Source organism: Sphingobium indicum B90A, assembly GCF_000264945.2.
GTDB lineage: Bacteria > Pseudomonadota > Alphaproteobacteria > Sphingomonadales > Sphingomonadaceae > Sphingobium > Sphingobium indicum.
This window is the reverse complement of record NZ_CP013070.1, coordinates 3,061,867-3,075,665: the sequence shown is the minus strand read 5'-3', so window position 1 is coordinate 3,075,665 and position 13,799 is coordinate 3,061,867. Positions and strand designations below refer to the sequence as shown.

The 13,799-nt window shown below is 67.1% G+C and carries 13 protein-coding genes; 12 read left to right on the top strand and 1 reads right to left on the bottom strand.

Annotated elements, in window-relative coordinates:
- The first annotated feature begins 43 nt into the window (after positions 1 to 43).
- The 7 genes from SIDU_RS14950 (at position 44) to ribH (ending at position 6,594) form a co-directional block, all read left to right on the top strand.
- Positions 44 to 1,306: a DUF445 domain-containing protein gene (locus SIDU_RS14950; RefSeq protein WP_007687293.1), complete on the top strand. Its 1,263-nt coding sequence runs from the start codon at positions 44 to 46 to the stop codon at positions 1,304 to 1,306.
- A gap of 463 nt (positions 1,307 to 1,769) precedes the next feature.
- A complete protein-coding gene (locus tag SIDU_RS14945) occupies positions 1,770 to 2,459 on the top strand; it encodes an energy transducer TonB (protein ID WP_007687294.1) in 690 nt (229 codons plus the stop codon).
- 23 nt (positions 2,460 to 2,482) lie between these two features.
- The gene (locus SIDU_RS14940; RefSeq protein ID WP_007687295.1) at positions 2,483 to 3,010 is read left to right on the top strand and encodes a hypothetical protein; all 528 of its coding nucleotides are present in this window, start codon (positions 2,483 to 2,485) and stop codon (positions 3,008 to 3,010) included.
- 32 nt (positions 3,011 to 3,042) lie between these two features.
- Entirely contained in the window at positions 3,043 to 4,035 is a 993-nt protein-coding gene (gene ribD / locus SIDU_RS14935) for a bifunctional diaminohydroxyphosphoribosylaminopyrimidine deaminase/5-amino-6-(5-phosphoribosylamino)uracil reductase RibD (RefSeq protein ID WP_257787155.1), read from the top strand.
- Positions 4,036 to 4,190: 155 nt separating this feature from the next.
- Positions 4,191 to 4,805: a riboflavin synthase gene (locus tag SIDU_RS14930; protein WP_007686997.1), complete on the top strand. Its 615-nt coding sequence runs from the start codon at positions 4,191 to 4,193 to the stop codon at positions 4,803 to 4,805.
- Positions 4,806 to 4,875: 70 nt separating this feature from the next.
- Positions 4,876 to 6,159, top strand: a complete 1,284-nt coding sequence (gene ribB / locus SIDU_RS14925) for a 3,4-dihydroxy-2-butanone-4-phosphate synthase (protein ID WP_007686996.1) — start codon at positions 4,876 to 4,878, stop codon at positions 6,157 to 6,159.
- A 12-nt stretch (positions 6,160 to 6,171) separates the two neighbouring features.
- A complete protein-coding gene (ribH, locus tag SIDU_RS14920; protein WP_007686994.1) occupies positions 6,172 to 6,594 on the top strand; it encodes a 6,7-dimethyl-8-ribityllumazine synthase in 423 nt (140 codons plus the stop codon).
- A 54-nt stretch (positions 6,595 to 6,648) separates the two neighbouring features.
- Here the strand turns inward: ribH and SIDU_RS14915 are convergent, their stop codons facing one another.
- Entirely contained in the window at positions 6,649 to 7,731 is a 1,083-nt protein-coding gene (locus SIDU_RS14915; protein WP_007686992.1) for an alkene reductase, read from the bottom strand.
- Positions 7,732 to 7,934: 203 nt separating this feature from the next.
- Between SIDU_RS14915 and SIDU_RS14910 the strand changes: the two genes are divergently transcribed.
- The 5 genes from SIDU_RS14910 (at position 7,935) to purH (ending at position 13,313) form a co-directional block, all read left to right on the top strand.
- The gene (locus tag SIDU_RS14910; protein ID WP_007686990.1) at positions 7,935 to 8,579 is read left to right on the top strand and encodes a COQ9 family protein; all 645 of its coding nucleotides are present in this window, start codon (positions 7,935 to 7,937) and stop codon (positions 8,577 to 8,579) included.
- A gap of 88 nt (positions 8,580 to 8,667) precedes the next feature.
- On the top strand, positions 8,668 to 8,925 hold the full coding sequence (locus SIDU_RS14905) for a FeoA family protein (protein WP_007686988.1): 258 nt from the start codon (positions 8,668 to 8,670) through the stop codon (positions 8,923 to 8,925).
- Positions 8,922 to 10,781, top strand: coding sequence for a ferrous iron transporter B (gene feoB / locus SIDU_RS14900; protein WP_007686987.1), 1,860 nt, complete (start codon positions 8,922 to 8,924; stop codon positions 10,779 to 10,781). Before SIDU_RS14905 ends, feoB begins: the two co-directional genes overlap by 4 nt.
- Before the next feature lie 26 nt (positions 10,782 to 10,807).
- Entirely contained in the window at positions 10,808 to 11,365 is a 558-nt protein-coding gene (gene ssb, locus SIDU_RS14895) for a single-stranded DNA-binding protein (protein WP_007686985.1), read from the top strand.
- A 358-nt stretch (positions 11,366 to 11,723) separates the two neighbouring features.
- Positions 11,724 to 13,313, top strand: a complete 1,590-nt coding sequence (gene purH / locus SIDU_RS14890; RefSeq protein WP_007686983.1) for a bifunctional phosphoribosylaminoimidazolecarboxamide formyltransferase/IMP cyclohydrolase — start codon at positions 11,724 to 11,726, stop codon at positions 13,311 to 13,313.
- Positions 13,314 to 13,799 lie beyond the last annotated feature (486 nt).

Genomic DNA, 13,799 nt, shown 5'->3' with positions numbered 1-13,799 from the left:
AGCGCTTGCCTGAACGAAACGGCGGCGTAACCGTTGGCTGGTCATGAAGATGCTCGCCCCGCCCCGTCCCGCCGCCAGCCCCGTCCATCCGGCGCGGCGCATGCGGATCGCGGCGACGGGCATGCTGATCGCCATGGCGGCGCTGTTCCTGGCGGCGCGGGCGACGGTTCACCTCCACCCCGTCATCGGCTTCGTCCAGGCCTTTGCCGAGGCAGCGATGGTCGGCGGGCTGGCCGACTGGTTCGCCGTCACCGCCCTGTTCCGCCATCCGCTGGGCCTGCCCATCCCGCACACGGCGATCATCCCGCGCAACAAGGACCGGATCGGCGACACGCTCGCCCTGTTCCTGCGCGACAATTTCCTGACCCCCGCCGTGGTGGCGCGGCGGATGCAGCGGCTGGACATGGCGGCGGCGGCCGGGCGCTTCCTCGCCAGCCCCTCCGGCGGCGACGGGCGGCTGCGGGAGGGCGCGTCCCGCCTGGCCGCCGACATATTGGAGGCGCTGGACCAGGAACGGCTGGGTGGCATGGTGAAGGGCGCCATCGCGCAAAGGCTGCGCGCCATGAACCTCGCCCCGCTGATCGGCCAGGCGCTGGAGGCGGCGATGCGCGACGGCCGCCATGCGCCGGTGATGGACGGCATCATCCTGTGGGCGGACCGGACATTGGAGGCTAACGACCATCTGATCCGCCAGATGGTGCACGACCGTTCCGGCAAGATTTTGCGCTGGACCGGCCTGGACGAGAATCTGTCCAACGCGATCATCGATGGGCTGCGCAAGCTGCTGGCGGACATGGCGCAGGACCCCGGCCACAGCCTGCGTCTGAAGGCGGAGGAGGGGCTGGCGAAGCTCGCCGCCGACCTGCAATTCGACCTGGAGATGCAGGCCCGCGTGGCGCGCATCCGCGACGAGATCGTCGACAATCCGGCGATGCAGCGCTGGATCGACGGCCTGTGGGAGCAGGCGCGGAGCGGCCTGCTGCGGGCTGTGCGCGATCCCGGCAAGGCGATGGCGGGGCGGCTGGGGGAAGCGCTGCACCAGCTTGGCGCGACCCTGCAGTGGGACGCCCGGCTGCGTTTCCTCATCAACCGCTTCGCGCGCCGCGCCGCAGTCGGGGCGACGGCGGCCTATGGCGATTCCATCGTCAAGCTGGTCAGCGAGACGGTGCGCGGATGGGATGCGGGCACCGTCACCAGCCGGCTGGAACATGCGGTCGGGCGCGACCTGCAATATATCCGCGTCAACGGGACGCTGGTGGGCGGGCTGGTGGGGCTCGCCATCCATGCGGTGGATACGCTGCTTTAGGGCGTGTGGGGATTCAGCCCATGGCGGGCTGCAAATAGCGGCTTTCTCCGCTTTCGGTGCTCACGTACTGAAGTACGCTGCGCGCCGGTTCTCGAAATCCACTATTTTCGCCGCGCCCTGAACTGAATCCCCACACACCCTAGGATAAGCGGGATTGGGCCATGAGCGGGCATTAATTCCTCCCTACGCGAAGCGTGGGGAGGGGGACCGCTCGCGAAGCGAGTGGTGGAGGGGAAATTCGGAGGTCGTGCCCCATTCCCCTCCACCAGCCTTCGGCCGGTCCCCCTCCCCATCTCCCGATGGGGAGGAATAGGATGGGTCAGCTTTCCACCTAAACGGCCAGCAACATCCCGCAGCACGTCTCTCCCCGCGCCTTAAATTTAATGTTGCAACATATCATAGAAATATGTTGTAACGTTACACATCAGTTTTCGAAGAGGAAGCGAACCACAGGAGGGCAGATATGCAGTGGATCAGCACGGGTGCGGCAGGCGGCGAGACCATTTCCGGCTATAGCGGCGGCAGGCGTTCCCCCATCGGCATAGGCGGCGCGGTGGCCGTGCATGCGCTGGTGTTTGGCGCCTATCTGCTGATGCCCAAGGAGGTGATCGACACCTTCCACAGCTCTCCGTTCACGACCTATGCCGTTCCTGAAACGCCCCCGCCGCCGCCCGAAGAAGCGGCCCCGGGAACGGACAGCAAAATCCAGCCCAAGGCCCGTTCGCAACCGACCACCGTCTCCGACCCCATCGTCGACACGGTCATCAAGGGCGGCTTCACGGCGAAGACCGACGATCATCCCACCGGAGATTCCGGCACGGGCACGATCACTCCGCCCATCATCCCGCCGGTTCCCGAACCGGTCCTGGCGGAGGCCAGCATCGATCCCCGCGCCCTGGCGGCGTTCCAGCCCGACTATCCCGGCGCAATGATCCGGCAGGGGATGGAGGGCAAGGTCGTGGTCCGCGTCACCATCGGCCCCGACGGGCGCGTCATCGACATAGAGCGGCTGTCGGCGGTCGACGAGGCCTTCTGGATCGCCACGCAGCGCCATGCCCTGCGCAAATGGCGCTTCCGTCCGGCGACTCGGGACGGCGTGCCGGTCAGTTCGACCAAGGTGCTGACCGTCCACTTCCGGCTGGCGGACGTCTGAAATCGAAGGAAAGGGGCCGGAACATGACCGCAGGCGACAGCGCTTTTGCATCCGGCCCCGCCTTCCCCTATATCGGCGGCATGGCGATCTTTCCCCGTCCGGTGTCTCCCAAGAGCGCGATGAGCGACCTGTGGAGCTATTTTCGCGAGAACCGGCCCCATAAATGGCCGCTGCTCGGCCTGTCCGTCGCGTTCACCTGGGTCATCATCTGGGCCTTCATCGTCGACGCGAACACCAACACCATGCCGACCCGCAACCAGATCTTCTATGTGCAGAGCTGGGACGCCAACCGGACCGACGCGGCGATCATCCTGCAGCAGAAGATCGACCTCGCCAAGCGCGAGGCGGCGATCCAGAAGCGGCAGAGGGAAATGCAGGGCGTGGCCGATATTTTCGGCATCGACTGGAAGAAGGACGAGGCGCGCAACACCGCCCGCCGCAAGGAAGCGCTGAAGCAGATCAACGCGCAACTCGACCGGCGTCTGGCCAAGGCTGAAGCCACGGAAAAATCCGCCCCCGCCCCCACCCAGAGCGGAGCGGCCCAGCCCTGAGCGCCCGATCCAAAACCGTCCGATCTGAACCCATATTGGCCCCCGCCGATCCCGCGCAGGACCGGCGTTACATGGCCGCCGCCATCGCCCTTTCGGAACGCGGGCGGGGGCTTTCCACGCCCAATCCCAATGTCGGCTGCCTGATCGTGAAGGACGGCCATGTCGTCGGGCGCGGCTGGACGCAGAGGGGCGGCCGCCCCCATGCGGAGGCGCAGGCGCTGGACGAGGCGCTGGACCGCGCCCGCGGCGCCACCGCCTATGTGACGCTGGAGCCATGCTTCCACCTTTCCCCGCGCGGCCCGCGCTGCGCCGACCTGATGGCCCGCGCCGGGGTGCGGCGGGTGGTGATCGCCCTGCGCGATCCCGATCCGCGCACCGACGGGCAGGGCGCCGCATGGCTGCGCCAGCACGGCGTCGCCGTCGACATGGGGCTGATGGAGGAGGAGGCCGCCGCCGCGATGCGCGGTTTCGTGCTGCGCCAGACCCTGGGCCGCCCGGCGGTGACGCTGAAGCTCGGCCTGTCGCTCGACGGCCGGATCGCGCTGGCCGACGGCAGCAGCCGCTGGATCACCGGCCCCGAAGCCCGCGCCCATGCCCATATGGAGCGGGCGCGGCATGACGCCATATTGGTGGGCGGCGGCACGCTGCGCGCCGACGCGCCCCGGCTGGACGTGCGGCTGCCGGGGCTGGAGGACCGCTCGCCCCGGCGCGTGCTGCTCAGCCATGGCGACGCGCCCGACGGCTGGGAAGTGATCGCCGCGCCGGAGGACATCGCCGCCCTGCCGCAGGTCGACCATCTGCTGGTGGAGGGCGGCGCGCAGGCCGCCGCCGCCTTCCTGCGCGCCGATCTGGTCGACCGGCTGCTGCTCTATCGCGCCCCGATCCTGATCGGCGCGGGGCTGGCGGGCGTGGGCGACATCGGCCTGACCGATCTGGCCGGGGCGCATGGCCGCTGGCGGCTCGACGACGAACGGCGGCTGGGCAATGATCGGCTGGAGGTTTACCTGCGCAGCCGGAACGCCTAGAGCGGGTTTCGATCTGATTGAATCAGATCGCCGCTCTAGATTCTTTGTTTGCCGCGATTTCTTAACCAGCGATCGGTTCCGATCGCTTGGAAATCGCTCTAGATCACCCCGAAAGCATCGCCCTTCAGGGGCACCACAAATAACAGGCGCTCTTCATGTTCACCGGCATCATCACCGACATCGGCACCATCCACACCCATGAACAGCGCGGCGACCTGCGCCTGGTGATCGGTTGCGCCTATGACATGGAAACGGTCGCCATCGGCGCGTCCATCGCCTGTTCGGGCGCCTGCCTGACGGTGGTGGAAAAGGGCGCGGACTGGTTCGCGGTCGACCTGTCGGCCGAAACCGTCGCCCGCACCGCGCCGGGCCTCTGGGAATTGGGCGGCCGACTCAATCTGGAGCGCGCATTGAAGGTTGGCGACGAACTGGGCGGCCATATCGTCACCGGCCATGTCGACGGCATCGGCACCCTGGTGTCCGCCGCGCATGAAGGCGATTCCACACGCCTCATCATCTCCGCGCCCGCCGCACTGGCGCCCGCGCTGGCGGCCAAGGGATCGATCACGGTCGACGGCATCTCGCTGACCGTCAACACGGTCGAGGACCAGGCGGACGGCTCCGTGCATTTCGGCCTCAACATCATCCCGCATACCGCCGCCGCGACCACGCTCGACAGCTTGACGCCCGGCCGCGCCTTCAACCTGGAGATCGACGTGCTGGCGCGCTATCTGGACCGGATGCAGAGCCTTCGCGCAGCCTCAATGTGATTATCGCTTGCCATAATCACATCTTGATGTGATATGCCGCTCCACCCGTCCTGGGGAAGGAGTCGTTAGCATGTCGTCAGCCCTTATCGATACCGTCCGTTCGCTGGTCACGGAGGGCGGCATGTCCCGATCCGGCCTGGCGCGCGCGGCGGGCCTTCACGCCAATTCGCTGCGCAGGCTGGGCGAGGCGGACTGGAACCCCACCGCCGAAACGCTCGGCAAGCTGGAAGGCTATCTCGCCCGGCGCGAGGGCGGCACCGCGCTCGCCAGCCCCGAAGAGATCATCAACGAGGCGCGCAACGGCCGCATGTTCATCCTGGTCGACGACGAAGACCGGGAAAATGAGGGCGACCTGGTCATCCCGGCGCAGATGGCGACGCCCGACGCGATCAACTTCATGGCGACCCATGGCCGCGGCCTCATCTGCCTCGCGCTCAGCAAGGAACGGGTCGACCATCTGGGCCTGGGCCTGATGAGCCGCAACAACGGCACCCGCCACGAAACCGCCTTCACCGTGTCGATAGAGGCGCGCGAGGGCGTCACCACCGGCATCAGCGCCGCCGACCGCGCCCGCACCATATCCGTCGCCATCGACGGGTCGAAGGGGCGCGACGACATCGTGACGCCGGGCCATGTCTTCCCGCTGGTGGCGAAGGACGGTGGCGTGCTGGTCCGCACCGGCCATACGGAGGCGGCGGTGGACGTCGCCCGGCTGGCCGGGCTCAACCCGTCCGGCGTCATCTGCGAGGTGATGAAGGACGACGGCACCATGGCGCGGCTGGACGACCTGATCCCCTTCGCGCAGAAGCACAGGATGAAGATCGGCACGATCCGCGACCTCATCGCCTATCGCCGCCGCCACGACCATATGGTGGAGCGCCGCGCCGAAACCGTCTTCAACAGCCAGTGGGGCGGCGACTGGAAGGCGATCAGCTTCTACAACAAGGCGACCCAGACCGAGCAGCTCGTGCTGCAAAAGGGCCATGTCGTGCCCGACGAGCCCACGCTGGTCCGCATGCATCAACTGTCATTGCTGGACGACGTCTATGGTTCGACCGGGCCGCGCAACGGCCTGCTTGCCAGGTCGATGGACATCATCGCCCGCGAAGGCGCCGGGATCATCGTCGTGCTCACCGTTCCGGTGCCGAGCGATTTCGTCAGCCGCAGCCTGCGCCACCATGCCGGCCAGCCCGATACGGGCATGGACGAACTGCGCGACTATGGCGTGGGGGCGCAGATCCTGGCGGAACTGGGCGTTCATGACATGATCCTGCTCAGCAACACCCATCACAGCCTGATCGCGCTTGACGGCTATGACCTGGCCGTGGTTGGGCAGCGGCCGATCGAGCTTTAAGGAACCCTATCCATGGCAAAATTCCTGATCGTCGAAGCGCGCTTCTACGAGCATCTCAACGACCTGCTGATCGAAGGCGCCGTCGCCGCGCTGGAGGATGAGGGGCATAAATATGAAGTGGTGACGGTTCCCGGCGCGCTGGAAATCCCCGGCGCGGTGGCGCTGGCGGCGGAAACCGGCCGCTATGACGGCTTCATCGCCATCGGCGTGGTGATCCGCGGCGAAACCTATCATTTCGAAGTGGTGTCGAACGAAAGCGCGCGGGGCCTGATGGCGCTCAGCATGGACGGCATCCCCATCGGCAACGGCATATTGACGGTGGAGAACGAGGCCCAGGCGCTGACCCGGGCGAAAAAGCAGGAAAAGGACAAGGGCGGCGAAGCGGCCAAGGCGGCCATGGCCATGCTCGCCCTGCGCGAGAAATTCGGCGCCTGACAGCAGGATCGCGAACCGGAAAGGGGCCGCCCGATAGAGCGGCCCCTTTTTCGTTCAGGCAACCTTTTCCAGCGCCGGATAATCGACATAGCCTTCCGCGCCCTGCGTATAGAGCGTCTCCTGCCGCAGGGGATTGAGCGGCGCGCCGGTCGACAGCCGTTCCGGCAGGTCGGGATTGGAAATGAAGGGTCGGCCGAAGCTGATCGCCTGCGCCAGCCCGCTGTCCAGATCGGCCTGGGCGCGCGCCGCGTCATAGTCGCTGTTGAGGACCAGCGGCCCGCGATAATGCTGGCGGATAAGCGGCGATTGGCGCGGCACGTCGCTGGCGCCGCGCGTGCCGTCTGACCGCAATTCGCGCAGCTCCAGGAAGGCGAGGCCGATCGGGTCCAGCGCTTGCGCCACAGCAAGCGACAGGCTGGCGGGATCGCTGTCGTCGGTGCCCTGCGAATCGCCGTTCAGCGACAGGCGGACGGCCGTGCGGTCCGCGCCGATCGCGTCGGCGACGGCCTGCGTGATCTCCCGCAACAGGCGGACGCGGTTCTCCGGCGGACCGCCATAGGCGTCCTCGCGCCTGTTGACGCCGTCGCGCAGGAACTCGTCGATCAGATAGCCATTGGCGCCGTGGATCTGCACGCCGTCGAACCCCGCCTCGATGGCATTGCGGGCGGCGGTCACATAGGTTTGGACAAGGGCCGGAATCTCCTCGATGCCCAGCGCCCGCGGCTGCTCATAGGGTTTGTTGCCGTCATAGCTGTGCGCATGGCCGGGCGCGGTGACGGGGCTGGAGGATATTGGCTGTTCGCCGGTCATGCTGCTGTGCACCAGCCGCCCCATGTGCCAAAGCTGGGCGAAGATCCGTCCGCCCGCTTCATGCACCGCCGCCGTCACGGGCTTCCAGCCTTCGACCTGTTCGGCGGACCACAGGCCCGCCGCATAGGGCCAGCCCAGGCCCTGCCGCGACACGCCGATGCCCTCGCTGATGATGAGGCCCGCCGAAGCGCGCTGGCGATAATAGTCCGCCATGATCGGCGTCGGCACATGGTCGCGGGTCGCGCGGGCGCGGGTGAGCGGCGCCATCAGCACGCGATTGGGGGCATGGATCGCCCCAAGCTGCACCGGCTCGAACAGATTGGCCATGAAATATTCCCTCTTCAAAGTTGCAGATTGCAACGGAACTTGCCCACGCCAGCTAAGGTGCCTGCGGGGCTGCTTCAAGCCCCGCCCCGGCGCCATGTCGCCAAGTTTTGCTTTGCCGGCAAACATCCCCGCTAATCCCGCCCGCGCTTGTATGCCCGCCCGGCCGGGCGTAATAGCGGATCATGACCCCGACGCACCCAGACATGACGCTAGACGAAGTGCGCGCCGCGCTCGCGCCCATCCTGCCGCGCCACGCCGCCTTCGACGGGTGGCGCGGGGAAGCCGTGGCCATGGCGGCGGAACAATGCGGCATCGACGCCGACATCGCCGCGCTCGCCTTTCCGGGCGGCGCGATGGACATGATCGACGCCTGGTTCGCAAGCGTCGATTCGCGGATGCTGGACGCGCTGCCGCCGGAAAAGCTGGCCGCCCTGCCGATCCGCCAGCGCATAACGGCCTTGGTCGAAACCCGCCTGACCCTGCTGGCGCGGGATCGGGAGGCGCTGCGCCGGGCGCAGGCGGTCATGGCCATGCCGCGCAACGCGGCGCGGGCCGCCAGGCTCGGCTGGCGGGCGGCGGACGTCATGTGGCGCGCCGCGGGCGACGCGGCGACGGACCTCAATCATTACAGCAAGCGGCTGACGCTGGCGGGGGTCTATGCCGCGACCCTGCTGGTTTTCGTCGATGACGAGAGCGATCACTGGGCGGAGACCCGCGCTTTCCTGGCCCGCCGGATCGAAGGCGTGATGCGGTTCGAGCGCGCCAAGGCCCGGTGGAAGGGCGTTGGCGGGGGCGAGAGGCTGAGCTTCGCGCGCTTCATCGGACGGCTGCGCTACCCCGCCATATGATCCGCGGCGCCGGTGCGCCGATTCGCGCTGGCCTTTTCCAATCGGTATTGATAGTCACTCGCAGAAGTAGATGACGAGTGCCTTACCCTTGCGCCTGACCGACCTGCCGTTGCGCCAACCCGCTTATGTGGACCTGATCGACTGGAACGCGCTGTCCGCGTCCGACGGCCAAAGGCTGCGCGAATTCGGCCTGTGCGAGGGCGCGAGCGTCGAGGCGCTGCACCATGGCGGGCTGCTGGGGCGCGGACCCATAGCCTGCAAGGTCGGCCGCATGACCATTGCCATGCGCCGCAGCCATGCCGCCGCCATCACCGTCCGCACCGGCCCTTCGGACGGCGACCTGTGACGAACCTGCCGCTGATCGCGCTGGTCGGCAATCCCAATGCCGGCAAGAGCGCCCTGTTCAACGCCCTGACCGGGGCGCGGCAGAAGCTGGGCAATTATCCCGGCGTCACCGTGGAGCGCAAGGCGGGCCGCTTTTCCCTCTCGGACGGCCGCCCGATCGAACTGGTCGACCTGCCCGGCACCTACAGCCTCAGCCCCACCAGCCCCGACGAGCAGGTGACGCGCGACGTCATATTGGGCAGGCAGGCGGGCGAGCGCCTGCCCGACGCGCTGGTCGTGGTGGTCGACGCCTCCAATCTCGACAATCATCTCCGCTTCGCGCTGGAACTGATCGCGCTGGGCCTGCCGACCGTCGTCGCGCTCAACATGGTCGACCTCGCCACCCGCGACGGGCTGGAACTGGACGCCCATATCCTGTCCCGCGAACTGGGCGTGCCGGTGATCTCCACCGTGGCGGTGCGCAAGCGCGGCCTGGATCATCTGCGCGGCGAGCTGGAAACCATGCTGGACGGCAGCGCCGGCAAGGCCCGCGCTCCAGGCGAACAGAGCGATTTCGAAGGATTGCGCCGGGAGGCGCGCCGCATCGCCCGCGCCGCCGTCGTGCGCGAAACCCCGTCCCGCCGCCTGACCGCGGCTGTCGACCGGGTGGCGCTGCATCCCGTCGCGGGGCTGGTCCTGCTGCTCGCGCTTCTCTTCATCATGTTCCAGGCGGTCTATGCCTGGTCCGAAGCGCCCATCGCCATGATCGAGGGCTTTGTCGCCAGCGCCGGCGACGCCGTGACGGCCGCGCTGCCCGATGGACTGCTGCGATCCTTCCTGGTCGACGGAGTGCTGAACGGCGTCGGCTCGGTCATCGTGTTCCTGCCGCAGATCCTGATCCTCTTCTTCTTCATCCTGATGCTGGAGGCGACCGGCTATATGGTCCGCGCCGCCTTCCTGATGGACGGGCTGATGGCGCGGGTGGGCCTGTCGGGGCGGGCCTTCATCCCGCTGCTGTCCTCCTTCGCCTGCGCGGTGCCGGGGATCATGGCGACGCGCACCATCGCGGACCCGAAGGACCGGCTGACCACCATATTGATCGCGCCGCTGATGACCTGCTCCGCCCGGCTGCCGGTCTATGCCGTGATCATCGGCGCCTTCATCCCGGCGCGCACGGTCGCGCTCGGCATCGGCCTTCAGGGGCTGGTCCTCTTCTGCCTCTATATATCCGGCATCGTCGGCGCGATGCTGGCGGCGCTGGTCCTGCGCCGCACCGTCACCAGGGGCGCGAGCGGCGGTTTCCTGATGGAGATGCCGAAATATCAGTGGCCGCGCCCGCAGGACATAGTGCTGGGCCTGTGGCAGCGGGCGGTGATCTTCCTCAAGCGCGCAGGCACGATCATCTTCACCTCGACCGTGATCCTCTGGGTGCTGCTCAGCTTCCCCAAGGCGCCGGAGGATGGCGCGGTCAGCCAGGTCAACTATTCCATCGCGGGCCGCGTCGCCAACGGCCTCAACCTGGTGCTGGCCCCGATCGGCTTCAACCGCGACATCTCGCTCGCGCTGATCCCCGCCATGGCGGCGCGCGAAGTGGCGGTATCCGCGCTCGCCACCGTCTATTCGCTCGACGCCGACGAGGATGAAGCGAGGCTGGAGCGCAGCCTGGGCGACCGGCTGAAGGACAATTGGCCGCTGCCCACGGCGCTCGCCTTCCTCGCCTGGTTCGTCTTCGCGCCGCAGTGCATCTCCACCATCGCGGTGACGCGGCGCGAGACCAACGGGTGGAAGTGGCCGCTGTTCATGATCGGCTATCTGTTCGCGCTGGCCTATGCCGCGGCCGGCCTTACCTACTGGACCGCCACCGCAGCGGGGCTATAAGGGCCAGCTAAAGCATCGGAGGAAACATGGCGGGTTCGGTCAACAAGGTCATTCTGGTCGGCAATCTGGGCGCCGACCCGGAGGTCAAGAGCTTTCAGAATGGCGGGAAGGTGTGCAACCTGCGGATCGCGACCTCCGAAAGCTGGAAGGACCGCATGTCGGGCGAGCGCAAGGAGCGCACCGAATGGCACAGCGTGGCGATCTTCTCCGAAGGGCTGGCGGGCGTGGCCGAACGCTTCCTGCGCAAGGGGTCGAAAGTCTATCTGGAGGGCCAGCTCCGCACCCGCAAATGGCAGGACCAGTCGGGCAATGACCGCTACACCACCGAAGTGGTGCTGCAGGGTCCGGGCGCTGTGCTGACCATGCTTGACGGCGCGCCGGGCGGCGGCGGCCAGGGCGGCGGTGGCCGCTCCCAGGGCGGCGGCGACTGGAGCGGCGGGTCGAGCGGCTTTGGCGGCGGCGATTATGACGATTTCGGCGGCGGCGGCTTCGGCGGCGGTTCCGGCCGCTCCTCCGGCGGCGGGCGCGGCAGCGCGGGCGGGCCGAATTTCGACAATGACCTGGACGATGAAGTGCCGTTCTGAGCGCCTGTCCCGGACGGAAGAAAAGCGCCCCAGCCGAAAGGATGGGGCGCTTTTTCCTTTTGGTCGTCGGGGGGGAACGGACCTTCCCCTATTCGTCACCCCGGGCTTGACCCGGGGTCCCGCTTTCTTTCTGAGTGCCCGCTTGGAGAAGGTAGCGGGATCCCGGATCAAGCCTGTCCTGAGCTTGTCGAAGGGTCCCGGGTGACGGAAAACTGATGAGGGGTATCCGACCGGAACGCGCATCCTCGCGCCGGCGGCCCGATTTCCGGCTCGGCGGATGTTCCCTTCCACGCGAAATCGCTCTAGAGGCCTGCGGCAAGCCTGAGCGGCACCCGAACAGCAGCAGGAAGCACCTCCCATGTCAGACGTCACCATCAAGCGCGCCCTTCTTTCCGTGTCGGACAAGTCCGGCCTTATCGAGCTGGGCCAGGCGCTGGGCAGGCATGGGGTCGAACTGGTGTCGACCGGCGGCACGGCCAAGGCGCTGCGCGAGGCGGGCCTGGCCGTGAAGGATATTTCCGACCTCACCGGCTTTCCCGAAATGATGGACGGCCGCGTCAAGACTTTGCACCCCAAGGTGCATGGCGGCCTGCTCGCCGTGCGCGGCAATGCAGAGCATGTCGCCGCCATGCAGGCGCATGACATCGGCGCGATCGACCTGGTCGTCGTCAACCTCTACCCCTTCGCCGCCACGGTTGCGAAAGGGGCGGATCGCGAGGAGATCATCGAGAATATCGACATTGGCGGCCCGTCCATGGTCCGCTCCGCCGCGAAAAACCATGAAAGCGTGGCCATCGTCACCGACCCGGCCGACTATGCCCGGCTGGTCGCGGAGATGGAGGAGAAGGGCGGCGCGACCAGCTACGACTTCCGCCGCATGCTCGCGGCCAAGGCCTATGCCGCCACCGCCGCCTATGATTCGATGATCGCGAGCTGGTTCGCCTTCGCCGACCAGGGCGCGCAGTTCCCCGAAAGCCTCTCGGTCTCCAGCAGGCTGGGTTCGACCCTTCGCTATGGCGAAAACCCGCACCAGTCGGCCGCGCTCTACCTGCCGGTCGGCCCGTCCGCCAACGGCATCGCCCAGGCGCGGCAGGTCCAGGGCAAGGAACTCAGCTACAATAATTACAACGACGCCGACGCCGCGCTGGAACTGGTCAGCGAATTCCGCGACGGTCCGCCGACCGTCGTGATCGTCAAGCATGCCAATCCCTGCGGCGTCGCCACCGGCGCCACGCTGATAGAGGCCTATGAAGCCGCGCTCGCCTGCGACAGCGTTTCGGCCTTCGGCGGCATCATCGCGGTCAACCGTCCGCTCGACGGCCCGACCGCCGAAGCGATCAGCGGCATCTTCACCGAAGTCGTCGCCGCCCCGGACGCGGACGAGGATGCGAAGGCGATCTTCGCGAAGAAGAAGAACCTCCGCCTGCTGCTGACCGGCGACCTGCCCGATCCGGCGCGCCCCGGCCTCCAGATCAAGAGCATTGCCGGCGGGCTGCTGGTGCAGGGCCGCGACAATGGGCGGATCACCCGCGATCAGTTGAAGGTGGTGACGAAGCGCGCCCCTACCGAGCAGGAACTGAACGATTGCCTGTTCGCCTGGACCGTCGCCAAGCATGTCAAGTCCAACGCCATCGTCTATGCCAAGGCGGGCAGCACCGCGGGCATCGGCGCGGGGCAGATGAACCGCCTGGAATCCGCCCGCATCGCCGCGTGGAAGGCGAAGGACGCCGCTGAAAAGGCGGGCTGGGCGGAGGCGCGCACACTCGGTGCGGCGGTCGCGTCGGACGCCTTCTTCCCCTTTGCCGACGGCCTGCTGGCGGCGGTCGAGGCGGGCGCGACGGCGGTGATCCAGCCCGGCGGCTCCATCCGCGACGAGGAGGTTATCGCCGCCGCCGACGAAGCCGGCCTGGCGATGGTGTTTACCGGCATGCGCCACTTCCGCCATTAGGCAGCGTGGACAAATTCGAAAATGTGGTGAAATGGCCGCTTCCCGTCATCATTTACCGTCACCCCGGACTTGATCCGGGGTCCCGCTTTCTTTCTGAGTCCGCGCCCAGCCCAAGGCAGCGGGACCCCGGATCAAGTCCGGGGTGACGAATAGGGGGAGCGGTGACGAATAGGGGGAATGACGGCTTCCCACCCAAATCACTCAGTCCGGCAAGTCTTGAATTTATCCACGCTGCCTAGGGCGATTTCCAAGCGATCGGAACCGATCCCTGATTAGGACATCGCGGAAAACAAGGAATCCTGAGCGGCAATCTGATTCAATCGAACCGAAACCGTCGCGTGGAAAAGCGCGCGCGGCCTGCATGGGCTTCAACGCAGCGCGCTTCATGGCGATTGATGCGGATGCAAAGGGGCGGGTGATCCTTTCGCATCCGCAAAAATAACGGTTTTCAGCCACTTTTTGCCAAGTGGCCCTTTTCATATGGCT

Bases quoted from the DNA above. Each gene is read 5' to 3' on its own strand.
- SIDU_RS14950 (WP_007687293.1), top strand. From the start codon at position 44: ATGAAGATGCTCGCCCCGCCCCGTCCCGCCGCCAGCCCCGTCCATCCG.
- ribB (WP_007686996.1), top strand. From the start codon at position 4,876: ATGTCGTCAGCCCTTATCGATACCGTCCGTTCGCTGGTCACGGAGGGC.
- SIDU_RS14910 (WP_007686990.1), top strand. From the start codon at position 7,935: ATGACGCTAGACGAAGTGCGCGCCGCGCTCGCGCCCATCCTGCCGCGC.
- SIDU_RS14915 (WP_007686992.1), bottom strand. From the start codon at position 7,731: ATGGCCAATCTGTTCGAGCCGGTGCAGCTTGGGGCGATCCATGCCCCC.
- ssb (WP_007686985.1), top strand. From the start codon at position 10,808: ATGGCGGGTTCGGTCAACAAGGTCATTCTGGTCGGCAATCTGGGCGCC.
- ribH (WP_007686994.1), top strand. From the start codon at position 6,172: ATGGCAAAATTCCTGATCGTCGAAGCGCGCTTCTACGAGCATCTCAAC.
- SIDU_RS14940 (WP_007687295.1), top strand. From the start codon at position 2,483: ATGACCGCAGGCGACAGCGCTTTTGCATCCGGCCCCGCCTTCCCCTAT.
- SIDU_RS14945 (WP_007687294.1), top strand. From the start codon at position 1,770: ATGCAGTGGATCAGCACGGGTGCGGCAGGCGGCGAGACCATTTCCGGC.
- SIDU_RS14930 (WP_007686997.1), top strand. From the start codon at position 4,191: ATGTTCACCGGCATCATCACCGACATCGGCACCATCCACACCCATGAA.
- purH (WP_007686983.1), top strand. From the start codon at position 11,724: ATGTCAGACGTCACCATCAAGCGCGCCCTTCTTTCCGTGTCGGACAAG.